We start from the raw sequence: 18,550 nt of genomic DNA, 5'->3' as shown, positions 1-18,550 counted from the left end.
GGACTTATCGTTAAACTATAAAAGACCCGTCAAACAGGTTGAATATAGCACCGGAAAAAACGTGAAACCTTATATAACAACTGAGTAAAAGGAGCGACAGTAATGTCCAAAATTATTGCAATCAACGCAGGAAGCTCATCTCTTAAATTCCAATTGTTCGACATGCCAGAAGAAACCGTTTTAACAAAAGGGCTTGTTGAAAGAATCGGAATGGACAACAGTATCTTCACGATTTCTGTAGATGGAGAAAAGAAAACAGAAGTGACAGATATTCCAGATCACGCAGTAGCGGTCAAAATGCTGCTTGAAAAACTAACTGAATTTCACATCATCAAAGACTTTAATGAAATTGATGGCGTAGGACACCGCGTTGTTCACGGCGGAGAGAAATTCAGCGATTCTGTTCTTTTAACTGATGAAGTGATCAATGACATTGATCAGCTTTCAGAGCTTGCACCACTTCACAACCCTGCAAACGTTGTAGGAATCAAAGCATTCAAACAAATTCTGCCTGACGTACCAGCGGTTGCTGTGTTCGATACAGCATTCCACCAAACTATGCCAGAGCAGTCTTACCTATACAGCCTTCCGTACGACTACTACAAAAACTTTGGTATTCGTAAATACGGATTCCACGGGACAAGCCACAAGTTCGTTACAGAGCGTGCAGCAGAGCTATTAGGCCGTCCACTAGAAGAGCTTCGTCTGATTTCTTGCCACCTTGGAAATGGTGCGAGTATCGCAGCAGTTGAAGGCGGAAAATCAATCGATACATCTATGGGCTTTACACCACTTGCTGGTGTTGCAATGGGTACACGTTCTGGTAACATTGACCCTGCCCTTATTCCATTTATTATGGAAAAAACAGGACATACTGCTGAAGAAGTGCTTTCTACTTTGAATAAGAAGAGTGGTCTTTTAGGTGTGTCTGGTCTGTCAAGTGACCTTCGTGATATCGAAGAAGCAACAGAAGAAGGAAACGACCGTGCAGAAGTTGCTCTTGATATTTTTGCGAGCCGTATTCATAAATACATCGGCTCTTATGCAGCTAGAATGAATGGCGTAGATGCGATCATCTTCACAGCTGGAATCGGTGAAAACAGTTCAGAAGTAAGAGCACGTGTACTTCGTGGTCTAGAATTCATGGGCGTTTACTGGGATCCATCCCTAAACAACATGAGAGGCGAAGAAGCATTCATCAGCTACCCGCACTCACCTGTAAAAGTAATCGTCATCCCAACAAACGAAGAAGTAATGATTGCAAGAGACGTTATGCGTTTAGCGTAATCAAGTTTGAGAAGCTCTTTTCCAATAAGGAAAAGAGCTTTTTTCTGTTAAAAGCAGCATGCTATAATGTTGTCCAATACGAAGCAAAAGGGAGCGGTGCGAAAGATGAGCGTGACAGAACATAAACGTGAGGCGAAAGAAAGGCTTTATGTAAAAGTCATTACGGTCAGTGATACAAGAACGAAAGATACAGATAAAAGCGGCCGTCTGATGATTGATTTGCTCAAAGAACAGGGACATCTTGTTCTTGCATACGATATTGTAAAAGATGATATAGGATCGATTCAAGACGCTGTGCTGGAGGGAACAAGCGAACCGAAAATAGATGCCGTCTTGTTAAATGGCGGCACAGGAATTGCTGCAAGGGATGTGACCATTGAAGCGATCACCCCTCTTTTTTCCAAGGAACTGCCTGGCTTTGGGGAAATCTTCCGCATGCTCAGTTATACAGAAGACATAGGTTCAGCTGCTATTTTATCCAGGGCAACGGCAGGGGTCGTCAATCAAAAGGCTGTCTTTGCCACGCCGGGATCTACCGGAGCCGTTCGTTTAGCCATGACCAAACTCGTGATTCCAGAGCTTCCTCATGTCTTACGAGAGCTTGAAAAGGATCAAAAATAGCCCAAAATGACTCTGCCAAGAAAATTTGGCAGAGTTTTTTTCATAAAGGGGTTGAAAAAACAATTTTTCCTTGTTAAAGTGTATACATACTAAATGCATGTTTATAAATTAAAACTTATTTTTATGCAAAAACATTCACAGAATCAAAACAAGCGAGAGGAGCTTTTCAATCATGTCACAAAATAAAAAAGTCGTATTAGCATATTCCGGAGGTCTTGATACCTCTGTTGCAGTTAAATGGTTACAAGAGCAAGGATACGAAGTCGTTGCTTGCTGCCTGGACGTAGGTGAAGGAAAAGATTTAGCATTCGTTCAACAAAAAGCACTTCAAGTCGGAGCTGTTCAATCATACATGATTGACGCAAAAGAAGAATTTGCTGAAGAGTTTGCGCTCACTGCATTACAAGCACACACAATGTATGAAGGGAAATATCCACTAGTATCTGCACTATCCCGCCCGCTTATTGCAAAAAAATTAGTGGAAGTGGCAGAAAAAGAAAATGCAGTAGCAGTTGCTCATGGATGTACTGGAAAAGGGAACGACCAAGTTCGTTTCGAAGTATCCATTAAAGCATTGAACCCAGACCTAGAAGTTCTTGCACCAGTGCGTGAATGGAAATGGTCTCGTGATGAAGAAATCGATTATGCACAAAAACACGGTATTCCAATCCCGATTAACTTAGACAGCCCATATTCAATCGACCAAAACCTTTGGGGCAGAAGTAACGAATGTGGCATTTTAGAAGATCCTTGGGCTGCGCCGCCAGAGGGTGCATACGATCTGACAAATCCACTTGAAAAAACGCCTGACACACCTGAAATCATTGAGATCACGTTTGAAAAAGGAAAACCGACAGCGATTGATGGCATCCAATATTCATTATCTGATCTCATCCTTCATTTAAATGAAGTCGCTGGTCAGCATGGTGTAGGCAGAATCGATCACGTTGAAAACCGTCTTGTTGGCATCAAATCTCGTGAAGTGTACGAATGCCCAGGTGCTGTCACACTTCTAAAAGCGCATAAAGAGCTTGAAGACTTAACGCTAGTCAAAGAAGTCGCTCACTTTAAACCAATCGTTGAACAAAAAATGGCTGAATTAATATACAACGGCTTATGGTTCTCACCGCTTAAAGAAGCACTAGATGCATTCTTACAAGAAACACAGCAGAACGTAACAGGTGTTGTACGTGTGAAACTATTTAAAGGTCATGCCATTGTAGAAGGACGTAAATCACCATATTCACTTTATGATGAAAATCTAGCAACATATACAAAAGCAGACGAATTCGATCATGATGCAGCTGTAGGATTTATTAATCTTTGGGGCTTACCGACAAAAGTAAACAGCATCGTGAATAAAAAGGAGCAGGTTAAAGCATGAAAAAGCTTTGGGGAGGCCGATTTCAAAAAACACCAGAAAAATGGGTCGATGAGTTTGGCGCGTCCATTCATTTCGACAAACAATTAGTCAAAGAAGATTTGACCGGCTCCCTTGCTCATGCAAGTATGCTGAATAAATGTGGTATCCTCGGCGATGAGGAGGCCGCTGCCATCAAAGACGGACTAAATACGCTCATGAAAAAGGCAGAGGCGGATGAACTGGAATTCTCAGTAGATTATGAAGACATTCATTTAAACCTTGAAAAAATGCTCATTGATGAGATTGGTCCGCTTGGCGGCAAATTGCACACAGCGAGAAGCCGGAATGATCAGGTTGCAACCGATATGCACTTATATTTGAATAACCAAGTCGAGCATATTATTGAGCTGATCTCTTCCTTTCAAACGGTGCTTGTAGAAAAGGCAGAACAGCACGTTGAAACGATTTTTCCAGGATATACGCACCTGCAGCGTGCACAGCCTATTTCGTTTGCCCATCATATGCTCGCCTATTTTTGGATGCTTGAGCGTGACAAAGCGCGCTTTCAAGATTCATTGAAGCGAATTAACGTGTCTCCACTTGGATGCGGAGCGTTAGCAGGAACGACATTCCCGATTGATCGTGAATATACAGCAGAGCAGCTTGGCTTTGACCACATTTACGAAAACAGCCTCGATGGTGTGAGTGACCGGGACTTCATTTTAGAGTTTTTATCTAATAGCAGCCTTGTGATGATGCATCTCTCACGTTTTTGTGAGGAAATCATTTTATGGTGCTCGCAAGAATTTAAATTCATTGAACTTGATGACACGTATGCAACAGGCAGCAGCATGATGCCGCAGAAGAAAAACCCGGATATGGCTGAATTAATCCGCGGGAAAACAGGCCGCGTGTATGGCAACCTGATGGGGCTTCTCACGATTATGAAAGGCTTGCCGCTTACGTATAACAAAGACCTGCAAGAAGATAAAGAAGGCATGTTTGATACAGTGAAAACCATCGCTGGCAGCCTGCAAATTTTCACAGGCATGATTCAAACGATGACAGTGAACGAAGATGTCATGAAAAAGGCAACAAAAGAAGATTTCTCAAACGCGACAGAAGTGGCAGACTACCTTGCGAAAAAAGGCATGCCATTCCGTGAAGCACACGAAATCGTTGGCAAGCTTGTGTATACATGTATTCAAAAAGGCATCTATCTAAGTGATCTTCCTTTTGAAACATTTACAGAAGCAAGCGAACTTTTTGAACAAGACATTTACACAGTTCTTGACCCATATGTTGCTGTTGAAAAAAGAACAAGTGCAGGCGGAACTGGATTCAAACAAATTCAGCTCGCTTTAGAAAAAGCAAAAGCCTGCCTGGCATAACTTATCAAAACCATTCGTTTATACGGATGGTTTTTTTGTCATGGAAAAAGGAGATTGATGATCATTGGAGAAATGAAAGCATACCTGCGTCAAGCAGAAGAGGGAGTGACAGCAGATCATGAAGAAAATGCTTGAGGCTTTGTTTCATCAACCAATCGTATCAGTGAAAACGTTAGGAGAACAATATGGCGGACGGGTTAATGATGTGTGGCTGATCTCCTTACAAGATAAAACGGAATATGTAGTCAAATCTCCTAAAACTGCAAGAGAAAAAAGTGAATTTGTATTTGGGATCAAGATGATCTATGGAGTAGATTACCTTACTGTACAAGAGCATATCGATCAAATCAATCAAAAGCTGTCTCATATGAATTCCTTTCATATTCCAGAAGTTGTTCGTAAAGTGAAGAAGGCAGGGAGACATTTTTATGTAATGGAAAAAGTAGAAGGAACAACTTGTACATCTTTTGAGGGACGTTCATCAGACTTTTATAAGGATTATGGGAGGAAACTAGCACAACTTCATTCATACTGACTTTTTTGGTGCAGTCTACGGAGCTGAAAAGAAGCATTTGAGAGAATTCCATGCTGTATTAAAAAAGGCTGTATCCAAACTCATAGACCGCTATTACGCTGATCAGCCTGAATTTCACTGTTATGCAGAAATTGTGCTGCAAAAGATCGAAAAGCTAAGGACGCCTGATTCAGCCAGTCTTATTTTAATTGATTTAGATCCGTCTCAATATATTGAAAATGATGATCAAGTGACGAGTTTAGTTGATACAGAATATGTCGTATATGGACCAGCTGCGTTTGATTTTATTGCATTGGAATACCTTTTGACGAAAGAAGCTGCCCGCAATGTTCAATTGGGTTATGAAGAGATTTGCCCGCTTCCTCGTGATCTTCATGAGGTGAGAGAGTGCTATCGTTTTGTTTCTCTGCTTCTCGATATCCATGGCTCATGGGATTTGAAAAAGTGGATGAATCACCCTATACTGTTTGACTCATATCGATAAAGGGTTCATAAGTGCGCCAGATGCCGGTTTATAGTAAAGTAAAGATAACAAAAGAAACACGTGAACTTGCAACCTTTGCTTTAGGAGGAGATTGTGTGCGACACGCATTAATAACAGCGGGTTCTAAAGGACTTGGCCGGAAAGTCACCGAGTCTTTACTGAATATGGGGTATTCTGTGACAGTGAATTATCGAAGTGATGATGAAGCTGTCCGGCAGATGAAAGAAGAATTACAGCAGTACGAAGATAAGCTTCAATTTGTCCAAGGTGATGTGACAAAAAAAGAAGATTTAAAAAACATGGTAGAGCTGGCAGCAGAGCGATTTGGGCGGATTGATGCCCTGATTAACAATGCTGGCCCTTATATTTTTGAACGAAAAAAACTGGCGGATTATTCTGAGGATGAATGGTATCAAATGATGGAAGGCAACCTATCAGCAGTATTCCATTTGTTCCGAATGGTCATCCCAATGATGAGAAAACAAGGCTTTGGCCGCATTATCACTTATGGCTTCCAAGGTGCAGACCATGCGCCAGGCTGGATGCACAGATCAGCCTTTGGAGCGGCAAAAGTGGGTCTTGCGTCATTGACGAAAACCATTGCGATTGAAGAAGCCGAAAATGGCATCACGGCCAATATGGTGTGTCCAGGCAAAATCGTTGGAGACATGAAAGAATCAACAATAGAGGAAGCCCGTCAAATCAAAGACGATGAAACGCCGATAGGCAGGTCTGGCACTGGAGAGGATATAGGACGTATCATCTCATTTCTATGCGATGACCGTTCAGATCTTATTACAGGGACCGTCATTGAAGCAACAGGTGGTCTTAACGTGATTCACAGGCATTAAGTTTTTCAGCTTTTTATAGAGGGAATAAATGATATGAGATCAAAAATTGAAAGGTGGATATACTCACATGAAAGCTACATATCATGGACATTCAGTTGTACACATTGAAACAAACGGATACCATATTTGGATTGATCCATTTTTAAATGGAAATAAGCACACAGATATCAAACCGCAAGATGTGAAAGCGGATGTCATTTTACTGACACATGGGCATGGAGATCACATCGGCGACACCATTGAAATGGCTAAAAACAATGATGCACTTGTTGTCGCGCCTTTCGAACTTGCCACGTATTTAAGCTGGCAAGGGGTGAAAACGCACCCGCTTTCTATTGGAGGCGGCCGTGAGTTTGAATTTGGTAAAGTGAAGCTCACGCAAGCGTTCCATGGTTCAGCTGTCATTGATGAAGAGGCACAGACAATTACGTATACAGGGATGCCATCAGGTATTTTATTTACCGCAGAGGGTAAAACAATTTATCATGCAGGAGACACTGCACTCTTTTCAGATATGAAACTGATCGGTGAACTGAATCATATTGAGCTCGCATTCCTTCCAATTGGTGATAACTTCACGATGGGACCGGAAGATGCAAGAATCGCAGCAGAATGGCTGCGGGCAAAACAGGTCGTTCCGATTCACTACAGCACATTCCCGCCAATTGAACAGGATCCGCATGCATTTGCAGACAGCCTGCATGGCGGCGTCGGTCATGTGTTAAACAGCGGGGAATCAATCGACATTTAATCCTCATATGAAAAAAGCTGGCACACAAATGCCGGCTTTTTTATTTGCCTTCATCTGCCGAAAGAAAAGACAAATTGCTATTAAAAGCCTCCTGCCCTTATAATGAAACATAGATGAAAACGCTGAAAACAAAAAGGGTGAACGGGATTGGCGACAAAGCATGAGCAAATTTTATCGTATATTGATTCATTAGATGTCGGGGAGAAAATCTCTGTCCGGCGCATAGCGAAAGAAATGAAAGTGAGTGAAGGCACCGCTTACCGGGCCATCAAAGATGCTGAAAATAAAGGATTCGTCAGTACCATTGAACGAGTCGGCACCATTCGAATTGAACAAAAGAAAAAAGAAAATATTGAAAAACTCACATATGCAGAAGTAGTCAATGTTATTGATGGTCAGGTCCTTGGAGGACGCGCCGGCTTACATAAAACGTTAAATAAATTTGTTATCGGAGCGATGGAGCTGGACGCAATGATGCGCTATACGGCTGCTGGCAACCTGCTCATCGTCGGAAACCGGATCAATGCCCATAGGCAGGCATTAGAGGCAGGGGCGGCTGTGCTGGTCACAGGCGGATTCTCAACAGATGATGAAATCATTCAGCTCGCAGATGAGCTGGAGCTGCCGATTTTATCGACAAGCTACGATACATTTACCGTCGCGGCTCTCATTAACAGAGCCATTTATGACCAATTAATTAAAAAAGAAATTGTGCTTGTAGAAGATATTTTAACGCCGATTGAACGCACCGTGTATTTATCACCAGAGGATAAGCTTGAAAAATGGTATGAAAAGAATTATGAAACTGGCCACGGCCGTTTCCCGGTCGCAGATGATCAAATGAAGATTCACGGAATCCTCACCTCAAAGGATATTGCGGGGCATGATCGCTCCACACCGATTGAAAAAGTGATGACGAAAAATCCGCTGACGGTCATTGGCAAGACATCTGTCGCCTCAGCTGCACAAATGATGGTGTGGGAAGGCATTGAGGTGCTGCCAGTTGTGGATGATCATGCGAAGTTGATCGGTATGATCAGCCGTCAGGATGTGCTCAAGGCGCTCCAAATGATTCAAAAGCAGCCGCAGGTCGGAGAAAAGCTGGATGATGTTGTCTCAAGAGGATTTAAAGAAGCCGATACAGAGAAACCAAAAGCGGATGCGGTTTATCAATACGAGGTTACCCCGCAAATGACGAACCAGCTTGGAAACATTTCATATGGGGTGTTCACACAAATTTTAATCGAATCTGCCAACCGCTTCTTAAAATCTCATAAAAAGGGCGAACTGATCGTCGAGAGTCTCTCTGTCTATTTCTTAAAACCGGTCCAAATGGAATCCACAATCCAGATTAAGCCGAATATTTTAGAAGTAGGACGCAAGTTTGGAAAGCTGGAAGTGGAGGTTTATCACCAATCGAATATCGTAGGCAAAGCGATGCTGATGGTGCAGCTGATGGAAAGAGGATAATGATAAAAAGGGCGAACTCATGTCGCCCCTTTCCTTATTACGCGTGATCTTTTTCGCCTTCCTTTAAAAAGAGCGGAAGGTAATGCTTGTAGGCTTTATACCCAGCCCATGTACTGCCGATACCAACAGCAACAAAAATAAATCCGATGACAAATGCGAGTGACGAGCGGTTTAAAAATAATTGATTCACACCGAAGAGCAGGACAAAGCAGCCAAGGGCCATACTAGATTTCGCCGACCAGAATTTTTTCTCGACTGGCCGGTTCGTACGGACATTTTTTGCTTTGTAGTATAAATAAAACATGGCAGAACAAATAATAAACACAATCAAAACAAGCATGTGCCAAGCCTCCATTGTAAGTGGTTACAACCCTATTTTAAACGTAAATAGGCTTGCTTACTAGAATAAATTGTCTATTCCTCACTTTTCCGTCACGATAGATTATGATTTAATAATAAAAAGAGTATCGCATGAGAAGGAGTTTTTATGAAAAAAGAACTGATTAGAACCATATCATTATATGACACCATCATCATCCATAGACATGTAAGACCAGATCCTGATGCGTATGGATCGCAGTGCGGCCTTACGGAAATCTTGCGTGCCACCTATCCAGAAAAAAATATTTATGCGACAGGAACGCCTGAGCCATCCCTTTCATTTTTATATGAACTCGATGAGGTACCAGATGACGTGTATAAAGGGGCCCTTGTCATTGTCTGTGATACGGCCAATCAAGCAAGAATTGATGATCAGCGCTATTTAATGGGCGATAAGCTGATGAAAATCGACCATCACCCGAATGAAGATCCTTATGGTGATTTGCTTTGGGTGGATACAGAGGCAAGCTCTGTGAGCGAGATGATTTATGAATTGTACTTAGAGGGGAAAGAAGAAGGATATCAGCTGAATACAAAGGCGGCTGAATTGATCTATGCCGGCATTGTAGGAGACACAGGCCGCTTCCTTTTCCCAAACACAACGAAAAAGACACTCAAATATGCAGGTGAACTCATCGAATATCCATTTTCATCTTCAGATCTTTTCAATCAATTGTATGAGACAGATTTGAATGTCGTGAAATTAAATGGTTATATTTTTCAACATATTTCTTTGTCAGAGAACGGGGTTGCATCTGTTTTCATTAAGCGTGAAATTTTGGAATCGTTCCAAACAACAGCGCAGCAAGCCTCACAGCTTGTTGGGACACTAGGAAATATTGCAGGCATTAAGGCATGGGTCTTTTTTGTGGAAGAAAACGATCAGATTCGTGTTAGATTCCGCTCTAAAGGCGTCGTCATTAACACCATTGCGAAAAAATATCATGGCGGCGGCCACCCGCTTGCAGCCGGTGCGTCCATTTATGATTGGGCAGTAGCAGATGAGATTTTGCGTGATTTAGAGGAAGTATGTAAATCATCATCATAAGAGAGGAGGGATACTTAAGTCCCTTCTCTCTTTTTTGTCATGGAGAAAAGGGTTACTTGCATACAGGGATAAACCAGCAGCCGATGTCTGTTGAATCTTCATAGGCTTGGAGATTTTGATGCTTTAATTCTTTTTTAATTAAATGAGCCATCATTTCTGTCTCAGCATAGGCGCACATGCCGTCTTTGATCCGGCTTGCTTTGTCTCGTGCCATTTGACGATAGCTGTAAACCTCCATTGTCCTCACCTCTTTCTATTTAAGATTTCGTTCTACTTTTAGTGTATAAAAATGAAGCATGAAAAGCGATCTTTGAGGGCAGAAATTCATAAAAATTCCACAACCTCCTTATTCAGCAAATGAAATACGTACTTCAAGTGAAAGCTTCGTATAAATTGTCAGCTCTGTCACTTTCGCGCGATATGCCTTTTCCCGAATGGTATATTCTTTATTTTCCACTGTCCGTTTTAGTAATTCCTTTGTTTTATAGACACTTTCAATATCCTTTGTAATGACTTCTGAGATATCCTCCTTGACCTGATCTTCAAACTTTAGCGTATCTGGCTCTGGGATTTTATACTGCTCACGATTCACGAGATGAACATCTACGCTTTGAATCAGCAGCCGCTTCTTATTATCCTCATTTAACTTATGCAAATCTTCCCGATAGAGTGTGATTTGTTCTTTCAGACTGTCCATATGATGCTGCTGGCTTCTCAGCAGTGTCACTTGCTTTTCCTGAAAGGTTCCGTATGTAAAGAGAAAAATGAGCCAGCTTACAATCGCACCAAACATCATTCCTGCAAAAAAACGCTGCCAGCCTGGGCGTTTATACAGCTCCGGCACCCTCATGATGACACATGCTCCTGGGTGAGCCACGTAATAATGAGATACCCCGTTTGTGCACCGCCCATGGCAGAGATAATTAATAAAATCTGCTTGAAAATATCACGCGTGTTTCCTTCGAAAATGCCTCGTTCAAAGCTATAAACAGCATCAAATGTTCCACCGATAGCGGCGACAAGCGCCCAAATCTTTAAACGGTTGGCAAGACTAGTAATAATGGATAAAGGCGGCTGACCAGATAAATACGCACCAACACCGCCTATGATAGCACCACCCAAAATGACCCCAAGGGCGATAAAATAACAGCTGATAAAATTCGGAATAAAAGCTTCCTTCACATCCATTTTGTCCACCTCACTCTATTCAATATATGGCGTGTGCTGGACAAGTATGAACGGTCAGAAAAGAAAGAACATTTGTTTCTCATCGCATCGCGTTTTATAATGAAAGAATGACTTTAGACGAAAGGAGTGGATTAAGCATGTCTTATGTTCATCTTCAGGTCCACAGTGGATACAGCTTGTTAAGCAGTGCAGCTAAAGTAAAGGAGCTTGTGCTGAAAGCAAAAGAACTTGGCTGCAAGGCGCTTGCTCTTACCGATGACCATGTGATGTATGGCACGGTTGAATTTTATAAGGAATGTAAAAAACATGGCATCAAGCCGGTTATCGGTTTAACAGCTTCTGTCTTCATAGATGAACAAGAGACAGAGGCTTATCCCTTGGTACTCCTTGCAAAAAACAATGAAGGCTATCAAAACCTGATCAAAATCAGCAGTGTGCTGAAATCAAAATCAAAAGCCGGATTGAAAGAAAAATGGCTCAAAAGCTATCACCGCGGGCTCATTGCCATCACACCAGGCGCATCTGGGTATATTGAAACGCTTTTGCAGCATGATCAGTTAGAAGAAGCGCGTGAAGCCGCCAAACAATTGAAGCATATATTCGGCGAGGGACATGTGTATATCGCACTTCAGCCATTTCAGCAGGACGAATCGCTCGCCGGCAAACTGCGGGACGTCTCACAAAGTGCAGACATTCCTCTTGTTGCGACGGGTGATGTTCACTATATCAATCGAGAAGACAAAATGGCTTATACGTGCTTAAAGGCGATTAAAGCAGGTAAGCAGCTTTCAGAGATAGAGGAAGACCGAGGAGAAAAGCATTTCAAATCCTTTGAAGAAATGTTGGAATGGTATAGAGATGATCGAGAGCTGCTGACAAGAACGGTGGAGATTGCAGACCGCTGTGAAGTCGATTTAAATCTTGGGCAGACAAAACTTCCATCCTATCCAACTCCTGATCAATCAACAGCAGATCAGTTTTTACGCAGAGTGTGCGCAGAAGGGATGAAGCAAAGAAAGATTGCTTCAAATGACATGTATGTTAAAAGGCTTGAATATGAGCTGAGCATTATCCAAAAAATGAATTTCAGTGATTATTTTCTCATTGTGTGGGATTTTATGAAGTATGCGCATGACAAAGGGATTGTCACAGGCCCTGGACGGGGATCAGCAGCGGGTTCACTTGTTGCGTATGTTCTGTTTATAACGGATGTCGATCCGATCCGTCACGGTCTTTTATTTGAGCGTTTCTTAAATCCAGAGCGGATCAGTATGCCAGATATAGATATTGATTTCCCCGATACGAGAAGAGATGAAATCATTTCTTATGTAAAAGACAAATACGGAGACATGCATGTGGCGCAAATTGTCACGTTTGGAACACTTGCAGCAAAAGCTGCTTTAAGGGATGTTGGACGTGTGATGGGAATTGATTCAAAAGCAGCGGACCGTCTTGCCAAGCTGATTCCATCAAAGCCAGGAACGACGCTGAAAGAAGCGGTGACTGCATCTTCTGAATTAAAAACGATGCTTCAGCAATCCGAAGAGCTTCGAAAGGTCTTCCAAACTGCTTTAAAAGTAGAAGGCTTGCCAAGACACACCTCGACACATGCAGCTGGCGTTGTGCTGAGCGAAGAGCCGCTGACAGAGGTCGTTCCGATTCAAGACGGCCATGAAGGTGTGTATTTAACGCAGTACGCCATGAATTATTTAGAAGACCTTGGACTTTTAAAGATGGATTTCTTAGGGCTCAGAAACTTAACATTAATTGAATCCATTAAAAACCAGATTGAAAGACAGGAAAACGTCCACATTAACTTTAGTGAGATTTCATACGAGGATCAGAAAACGTTTGAATTGTTATCCGCCGGAGATACAACTGGAATATTCCAGCTTGAATCACAGGGAATGCGACAGGTGCTGAGACGCCTGAAGCCGTCTAGTTTAGAAGATATCGTGGCGGTCAATGCCCTCTATCGTCCAGGTCCAATGGAAAATATCCCGCTTTTTATCGACCGAAAGCATGGCAGAGTCAAGGTCTCCTATCCTCATCCTGATTTGTATGACATATTAAAGGATACATATGGGGTCATCGTCTATCAGGAGCAAATCATGCTGATTGCAGCGAAGATGGCTGGTTTTCAGCTGGGCGAGGCAGATCTATTAAGAAGAGCTGTTTCGAAGAAGGATAAAAAGGTCCTTGATGAAGAGCGAAGCCATTTTGTTGAAGGATGCCTAAAAAAGGAGTATCCTGTTAACATTGCAAATGACGTTTATGACTTAATCGTCAAATTTGCAAACTATGGTTTTAATAGAAGCCATGCTGTTGCATATAGCATGATTGGCTTTCAGCTTGCTTATTTAAAAGCGCATTATCCGTTATATTTTATGTGCGGTCTTTTAACGAGTGTAATTGGAAATGAAGACAAAGTTGCTCAATATTTCTATGAGGCGAAGGAAAAAGGGATATCTGTGTTGAAGCCTTCTATTAATAAGAGTGAGTTTCCATTTACGGTTGAAAAAGGGGAGATCCGCTACAGCTTAAGAGCGATCAAAAATGTCGGAGTGTCAGCTGTAAAGGATATATACAGAGCAAGACAGGAAAAGCCGTTTGAAGATTTATTTGATTTTTGCGCAAGAGTATCACCAAAGAGTGTCAACCGAAAAACGATTGAAGCGCTCATTTTTTCAGGGGCGATGGATGAATTTTATCCCAATCGTGCTTCGTTATTAGCATCGATAGATATTGCGTTAGACCACGTGTCATTTTTAAATCCAGAGGATCAGCTGGACTTTCTTGGGGATACAACCTTCTCCATTAAGCCAAAATATGCGGAGATAGAAGAAATGCCGCTTGTTGACCTCCTGCAATTTGAAAAAGAGGCACTCGGGTTATATTTATCAAATCATCCAGTACAAGCGTACCGAGACCGCTTAAGAGAGAATGGTGCAGTGGAAATCATCAGACTTTCTTCCTATATAAAGCGTAAAATCTCAATGGGTGGTCTTTTGACAAAAGTGAAATCGATTCGGACAAAAAATGGACAATCGATGGCATTTGTTACATTTGGGGATGAAACGGGAGAAATGGAAGGCGTCGTCTTTCCAGAGCAATTTAGAAAGCTGTCCCCCTTACTTGAGGAGGGCACCATGCTTTATGTTGAAGGCAGAGTAGAGGTCAGAAATGACAGCAGTCAAATCATCGTGCAAGAAGCTGCTTTGCTGGAAGAGATGGACGCAAAAAGAAAAGAGTCTGTCTACATTCGGGTCAAAGAAGAGAATCATACGCAGGAGCTGCTAAAGCAAGTAAAACGAGTCCTCTCGATGCACAGCGGAGAAGCAGATGTCTATTTGTATTATGAGAAGCAAAAAAAGACGATGAGACTTCCAGATGCATACAAAGTTCATGCAAATCATGCTGTGATTTTCCAGTTAAAAGAGCTGCTCGGTGAACAAAACGTTGTGATTAAATGATGACAAATCGCCTGAATATGTTTTACAAATTCACCTATTGTGTTATCATTTTAAAGATTCTGTGTATTTAAAACTGCCAGTATGTGCTTATCAACTTAGCAAATCATTAAATCATTTTCCACTTGAAGGAGTGTTCATCACATGTCATTAAGAGAAGAAGCATTACATATGCACAAAGAGAATCAAGGCAAACTCGAATCAAAATCAAAAGTACAAGTGAAAAATGCGAAAGACTTGAGCTTGGCTTATTCACCTGGTGTTGCAGAACCATGTAAAGATATTTATGACGACACAAGCAAAGTGTATGATTATACAATGAAAGGCAATATGGTCGCTGTTGTCACAGACGGAAGCGCTGTTTTAGGGCTTGGAAATATTGGCGCAGAAGCATCTCTTCCAGTAATGGAAGGGAAAGCTGTATTATTCAAAAGTTTTGCAGGCGTAGATGCTTTCCCAATCGCGCTTGCAACGAATGATGTTGACAAAATCGTTGAAACAGTGAAGCTTCTTGAGCCGACTTTTGGCGGTGTGAACCTTGAAGATATTGCAGCACCTAACTGCTTTATCATCGAAGAGCGCTTGAAAAAAGAGACAAACATTCCAGTTTTCCACGATGATCAGCACGGAACAGCCATTGTGACAGTAGCAGGACTTGTGAATGCACTGAAGCTATCTGGAAAATCCATGTCTTCAATCAAAGTAGTGGCAAACGGCGCTGGGGCAGCAGGAATTGCGATTATCAAGCTTCTTTATCATTTCGGTGTACGTGATATCATTATGTGTGATACGAAAGGTGCTATTTACGAAGGCCGCCCGAACGGTATGAATGCAGTGAAAAACGAAGTAGCTAAATTCACGAACCAAGACCGCAAAGAAGGTTCATTAGAAGAAGTCATTGAAGGTGCAGACGTCTTTATCGGGGTTTCTGTAGCAGGCGCTTTAACAAAAGAAATGGTTGGAAAAATGGCAAAAGATCCTGTCATCTTTGCTATGGCTAATCCAAATCCAGAGATCATGCCAGAAGATGCACATGCAGCAGGTGCAAGTGTTGTAGGAACTGGCCGTTCTGACTTCCCGAACCAAGTGAACAACGTACTGGCATTCCCAGGAATTTTCCGCGGAGCATTAGATGTACGTGCAACTCACATTAACGAAGAAATGAAAATCGCAGCTGTTGAAGCGATTGCGTCTCTTGTCTCAGATGAAGAATTGTCAGCTGAATATGTCATCCCTGCACCATTTGATGCACGCGTAGCACCAGCGGTAGCAAAAGCGGTGGCAAAAGCAGCAATGGAAACTGGCGTTGCAAGAATCAAGGTCGACCCAGAAGCTGTCGCTGAAAAAACAAGAAAATTAACGATTATCGGCGAATAATCAACTGGAAAAGTGTGCACGTTCTTTCTGAAACTGGAGGAAAAACGTGCACCATTTCCTCTCTTATGCGAAAAATTTTTCATCCGGAATGAGATTTTTTTGTAGACGTTCACAATTCAAACATATCAACTGCTCAGCGCCCCAAACACATACTCATTTCTCATCAATTCCCCACTGAAAAAATTGAATGAAGGATGACAGCGTTTGACAAAAAAAGTACAATAGTTTCGGTACAGTTATGACATGTCCTATAATAGTGGATGTGCGTGTAAAGAAAAAACCCTTCAAAAAGGGAGGTAGTCATTTGTCAATCAAGAATATTTTCAGTAAAAAGAAAAAATATGCATCTGTACCCTCTGAACAGGCAAGTCAAGATGTGCCTGAAGGCATCATGACCAAATGTCCGCAATGTAAAAAAATAATGCTCACCAAAGAACTAGATAAAAATTTACGTGTTTGTATGAATTGCGGCAGACATTTGCAAATGAATGCAAAACAGCGTATTGAAAGCCTTGTAGATGAAGGCACATTTGAAGAATTTAACGGGCACCTCATTTCAGCAAACCCGCTCGGTTTCCCAGGCTACGAAGAAAAGCTTGAGAAAGACAGAGAAAAGACATCTTTGAATGAAGCCATTGTCACAGGTAAAGGTGAAATTGAAGGCCAAAGTGCTGTGATTGCTGTCATGGATGCCACGTTCCGTATGGGCAGTATGGGATCCGTTGTTGGTGAAAAGATCACGCTGGCGATCGAGAAAGCAAAAGCGGACAAGGTGCCATTTATTATCTTTACTGCTTCTGGCGGAGCGAGAATGCAAGAGGGAATTCTTAGTCTCATGCAGATGGCAAAAACAAGTTCAGCATTAAAACTGTTCAGCGAGGATCAAGGTTTGATTATCTCTGTGATGACGAACCCAACAACTGGCGGTGTATCAGCTAGTTTTGCGTCTCTCGGTGATTACAATTTTGCAGAACCTGGTGCTTTAATTGGTTTTGCAGGACGAAGAATCATTGAACAAACGATTCGTGAAGACCTACCAGAGGACTTCCAGACGGCTGAGTTTTTAATGAAGCATGGACAGCTTGATGCTGTCATCCATCGTGCAGAAATGAAAGAAACACTAGGCCGAATCTTAGCACTACACAGCACAGGAGGTGAACGAGAGTGGCTGGAGAACTAGAATTTGAAAAACCTGTCATTGAACTTCGAGCGAAAATTGATGAACTGAAAAAGTTCACACAAAACTCAGAAATGGATTTAAGTGCAGAAATTGAGCGCCTTGAAACACGTCTGAGCAAGCTTGAAGCAGACATTTATACAAATTTAAAGCCGTGGGACAGAGTGCAGATTGCTCGGCATGCGATGCGCCCAACAACTCTCGATTACATTCAAGAGCTGTTTGACAACTTTTTCGAATGTCACGGTGACCGTTTTTATGGTGATGATGAAGCGATCGTTGGAGGAATTGCCACGTTTAAAGGGCTTCCTGTCACTGTTATTGGCCATCAGCGCGGTAAAGATACAAAAGAAAACTTGCGCCGTAATTTCGGAATGCCTCATCCAGAAGGCTATCGTAAAGCGCTGCGCTTGATGAAACAAGCAGATAAATTTAATCGCCCGATCATTTGCTTTATTGATACAAAAGGAGCTTATCCTGGTAAAGCAGCTGAAGAGCGCGGACAAAGTGAAGCAATTGCGAAAAACCTATTCGAAATGGCAGGACTTCGTGTACCAGTTGTCTGTATTGTCATTGGAGAAGGCGGAAGCGGCGGCGCACTAGGCTTAGGCGTAGGAAACCACCTATTCATGCTAGAAAACTCAACGTATTCAGTGATTTCACCTGAAGGTGCAGCAGCGCTGCTCTGGAAGGACTCATCACTTGCGAAAAAAGCTGCAGAATCAATGAAAATTACCGCTCCAGACCTAAAAGAATTAGATATTATAGATGATGTTATTAAAGAAGTGCAAGGTGGAGCACATCGAGACGTGAAACAACAAGCAGCTTACATGGAAAAAACATTAAAACAGTCACTTACATCTTTGCTCAAACTAACACCTGAAGAACTAGTCGAACAAAGATATGAAAAATATAAAGCAATCGGGAAAGTATCGATTGAAAATCAATATATTGGGGTAAACTAAATAAACGTACAGCCATTTTGGCTGGCGTTTATTTTTTTCATCTTTTTTCATGAAAACCGACTTCATGTAAGCGCTATTTGAAAATAATTTTCTTTTGTTTTCATAAAATTTGAAACGTCTGAAAACCTTGATATGATAAGGTTTATAGCACCTCCCTTCACAGATTTCAGAGAGATTTGCTTTCATGACGT

General features: G+C 42.0%; 18 protein-coding genes. 14 read left to right on the top strand and 4 right to left on the bottom strand.

The window, feature by feature from the left end:
- Positions 1 to 102: 102 nt before the first annotated feature.
- The 9 genes from MHH65_RS13505 (at position 103) to MHH65_RS13465 (ending at position 8,753) form a co-directional block, all read left to right on the top strand.
- Entirely contained in the window at positions 103 to 1,287 is a 1,185-nt protein-coding gene (locus MHH65_RS13505) for an acetate kinase (protein WP_024424808.1), read from the top strand.
- A 105-nt stretch (positions 1,288 to 1,392) separates the two neighbouring features.
- Complete coding sequence (locus MHH65_RS13500; protein ID WP_024426150.1) at positions 1,393 to 1,908, top strand: MogA/MoaB family molybdenum cofactor biosynthesis protein; 516 nt, start codon at positions 1,393 to 1,395, stop codon at positions 1,906 to 1,908.
- A 172-nt stretch (positions 1,909 to 2,080) separates the two neighbouring features.
- Positions 2,081 to 3,292 carry an argininosuccinate synthase gene (locus MHH65_RS13495; RefSeq protein WP_024424806.1) on the top strand — a complete coding sequence of 404 codons (1,212 nt, stop codon included), beginning with the start codon at positions 2,081 to 2,083 and terminating at the stop codon, positions 3,290 to 3,292.
- Entirely contained in the window at positions 3,289 to 4,662 is a 1,374-nt protein-coding gene (argH, locus tag MHH65_RS13490) for an argininosuccinate lyase (RefSeq protein WP_024424805.1), read from the top strand. The genes MHH65_RS13495 and argH overlap by 4 nt, the downstream gene beginning before the upstream one ends.
- Positions 4,663 to 4,780: 118 nt before the next feature.
- The gene (locus MHH65_RS13485; RefSeq protein WP_251231959.1) at positions 4,781 to 5,197 is read left to right on the top strand and encodes a phosphotransferase; all 417 of its coding nucleotides are present in this window, start codon (positions 4,781 to 4,783) and stop codon (positions 5,195 to 5,197) included.
- Positions 5,198 to 5,234: 37 nt separating this feature from the next.
- Positions 5,235 to 5,681, top strand: a complete 447-nt coding sequence (locus MHH65_RS13480) for a hypothetical protein (protein ID WP_251231960.1) — start codon at positions 5,235 to 5,237, stop codon at positions 5,679 to 5,681.
- 95 nt (positions 5,682 to 5,776) lie between these two features.
- Entirely contained in the window at positions 5,777 to 6,532 is a 756-nt protein-coding gene (locus tag MHH65_RS13475; protein WP_034279624.1) for an SDR family oxidoreductase, read from the top strand.
- Between the two features lie 67 nt (positions 6,533 to 6,599).
- A complete protein-coding gene (locus MHH65_RS13470) occupies positions 6,600 to 7,283 on the top strand; it encodes a metal-dependent hydrolase (RefSeq protein ID WP_251231961.1) in 684 nt (227 codons plus the stop codon).
- 147 nt (positions 7,284 to 7,430) lie between these two features.
- On the top strand, positions 7,431 to 8,753 hold the full coding sequence (locus MHH65_RS13465; protein WP_024424801.1) for a CBS domain-containing protein: 1,323 nt from the start codon (positions 7,431 to 7,433) through the stop codon (positions 8,751 to 8,753).
- A gap of 37 nt (positions 8,754 to 8,790) precedes the next feature.
- On the opposite strand, the gene MHH65_RS13460 is transcribed toward MHH65_RS13465, so the two are convergent.
- Positions 8,791 to 9,093 (bottom strand): YtpI family protein, encoded by a 303-nt coding sequence (locus tag MHH65_RS13460; RefSeq protein WP_003216665.1) that lies wholly within the window; start codon positions 9,091 to 9,093, stop codon positions 8,791 to 8,793.
- A gap of 147 nt (positions 9,094 to 9,240) precedes the next feature.
- On the opposite strand from MHH65_RS13460, the gene MHH65_RS13455 reads away from it, so the two are divergent.
- Positions 9,241 to 10,182, top strand: a complete 942-nt coding sequence (locus MHH65_RS13455; protein WP_024424800.1) for a bifunctional oligoribonuclease/PAP phosphatase NrnA — start codon at positions 9,241 to 9,243, stop codon at positions 10,180 to 10,182.
- Positions 10,183 to 10,234: 52 nt separating this feature from the next.
- Here the strand turns inward: MHH65_RS13455 and MHH65_RS13450 are convergent, their stop codons facing one another.
- From MHH65_RS13450 to MHH65_RS13440, 3 genes are all read right to left on the bottom strand, one after another.
- Entirely contained in the window at positions 10,235 to 10,420 is a 186-nt protein-coding gene (locus MHH65_RS13450; protein WP_003216400.1) for a hypothetical protein, read from the bottom strand.
- 108 nt (positions 10,421 to 10,528) lie between these two features.
- On the bottom strand, positions 10,529 to 11,032 hold the full coding sequence (ytrI, locus tag MHH65_RS13445; protein ID WP_003216226.1) for a sporulation membrane protein YtrI: 504 nt from the start codon (positions 11,030 to 11,032) through the stop codon (positions 10,529 to 10,531).
- Entirely contained in the window at positions 11,029 to 11,370 is a 342-nt protein-coding gene (locus tag MHH65_RS13440) for a YtrH family sporulation protein (RefSeq protein ID WP_024424798.1), read from the bottom strand. The genes ytrI and MHH65_RS13440 overlap by 4 nt, the downstream gene beginning before the upstream one ends.
- Before the next feature lie 137 nt (positions 11,371 to 11,507).
- On the opposite strand from MHH65_RS13440, the gene dnaE reads away from it, so the two are divergent.
- The 4 genes from dnaE to accA all read left to right on the top strand — a co-directional run bounded on the left by dnaE (position 11,508) and on the right by accA (position 18,359).
- A complete protein-coding gene (gene dnaE / locus MHH65_RS13435) occupies positions 11,508 to 14,843 on the top strand; it encodes a DNA polymerase III subunit alpha (protein WP_268414179.1) in 3,336 nt (1,111 codons plus the stop codon).
- Positions 14,844 to 14,984: 141 nt separating this feature from the next.
- Positions 14,985 to 16,217: a malic enzyme-like NAD(P)-binding protein gene (locus MHH65_RS13430; protein WP_025092260.1), complete on the top strand. Its 1,233-nt coding sequence runs from the start codon at positions 14,985 to 14,987 to the stop codon at positions 16,215 to 16,217.
- Positions 16,218 to 16,521: 304 nt separating this feature from the next.
- A complete protein-coding gene (gene accD, locus MHH65_RS13425) occupies positions 16,522 to 17,397 on the top strand; it encodes an acetyl-CoA carboxylase, carboxyltransferase subunit beta (protein ID WP_034279640.1) in 876 nt (291 codons plus the stop codon).
- The gene (gene accA / locus MHH65_RS13420; RefSeq protein ID WP_024424795.1) at positions 17,382 to 18,359 is read left to right on the top strand and encodes an acetyl-CoA carboxylase carboxyl transferase subunit alpha; all 978 of its coding nucleotides are present in this window, start codon (positions 17,382 to 17,384) and stop codon (positions 18,357 to 18,359) included. Before accD ends, accA begins: the two co-directional genes overlap by 16 nt.
- Positions 18,360 to 18,550: the final 191 nt, after the last annotated feature.

It is taken from the genome of Bacillus sp. FSL L8-0654 (assembly GCF_038629965.1).
Classification (GTDB): Bacteria; Bacillota; Bacilli; order Bacillales; family Bacillaceae; genus Bacillus; species Bacillus safensis.
Note: the sequence above shows the minus strand (reverse complement) of the source record. Positions and strands in the feature narration are given on the sequence as shown.

Bases quoted from the DNA above. Each gene is read 5' to 3' on its own strand.
- MHH65_RS13505 (WP_024424808.1), top strand. From the start codon at position 103: ATGTCCAAAATTATTGCAATCAACGCAGGAAGCTCATCTCTTAAATTC.
- MHH65_RS13500 (WP_024426150.1), top strand. From the start codon at position 1,393: ATGAGCGTGACAGAACATAAACGTGAGGCGAAAGAAAGGCTTTATGTA.
- MHH65_RS13495 (WP_024424806.1), top strand. From the start codon at position 2,081: ATGTCACAAAATAAAAAAGTCGTATTAGCATATTCCGGAGGTCTTGAT.
- argH (WP_024424805.1), top strand. From the start codon at position 3,289: ATGAAAAAGCTTTGGGGAGGCCGATTTCAAAAAACACCAGAAAAATGG.
- MHH65_RS13485 (WP_251231959.1), top strand. From the start codon at position 4,781: ATGAAGAAAATGCTTGAGGCTTTGTTTCATCAACCAATCGTATCAGTG.
- MHH65_RS13470 (WP_251231961.1), top strand. From the start codon at position 6,600: ATGAAAGCTACATATCATGGACATTCAGTTGTACACATTGAAACAAAC.
- MHH65_RS13460 (WP_003216665.1), bottom strand. From the start codon at position 9,093: ATGCTTGTTTTGATTGTGTTTATTATTTGTTCTGCCATGTTTTATTTA.
- MHH65_RS13455 (WP_024424800.1), top strand. From the start codon at position 9,241: ATGAAAAAAGAACTGATTAGAACCATATCATTATATGACACCATCATC.
- MHH65_RS13450 (WP_003216400.1), bottom strand. From the start codon at position 10,420: ATGGAGGTTTACAGCTATCGTCAAATGGCACGAGACAAAGCAAGCCGG.
- ytrI (WP_003216226.1), bottom strand. From the start codon at position 11,032: ATGAGGGTGCCGGAGCTGTATAAACGCCCAGGCTGGCAGCGTTTTTTT.
- MHH65_RS13440 (WP_024424798.1), bottom strand. From the start codon at position 11,370: ATGGATGTGAAGGAAGCTTTTATTCCGAATTTTATCAGCTGTTATTTT.
- dnaE (WP_268414179.1), top strand. From the start codon at position 11,508: ATGTCTTATGTTCATCTTCAGGTCCACAGTGGATACAGCTTGTTAAGC.
- MHH65_RS13430 (WP_025092260.1), top strand. From the start codon at position 14,985: ATGTCATTAAGAGAAGAAGCATTACATATGCACAAAGAGAATCAAGGC.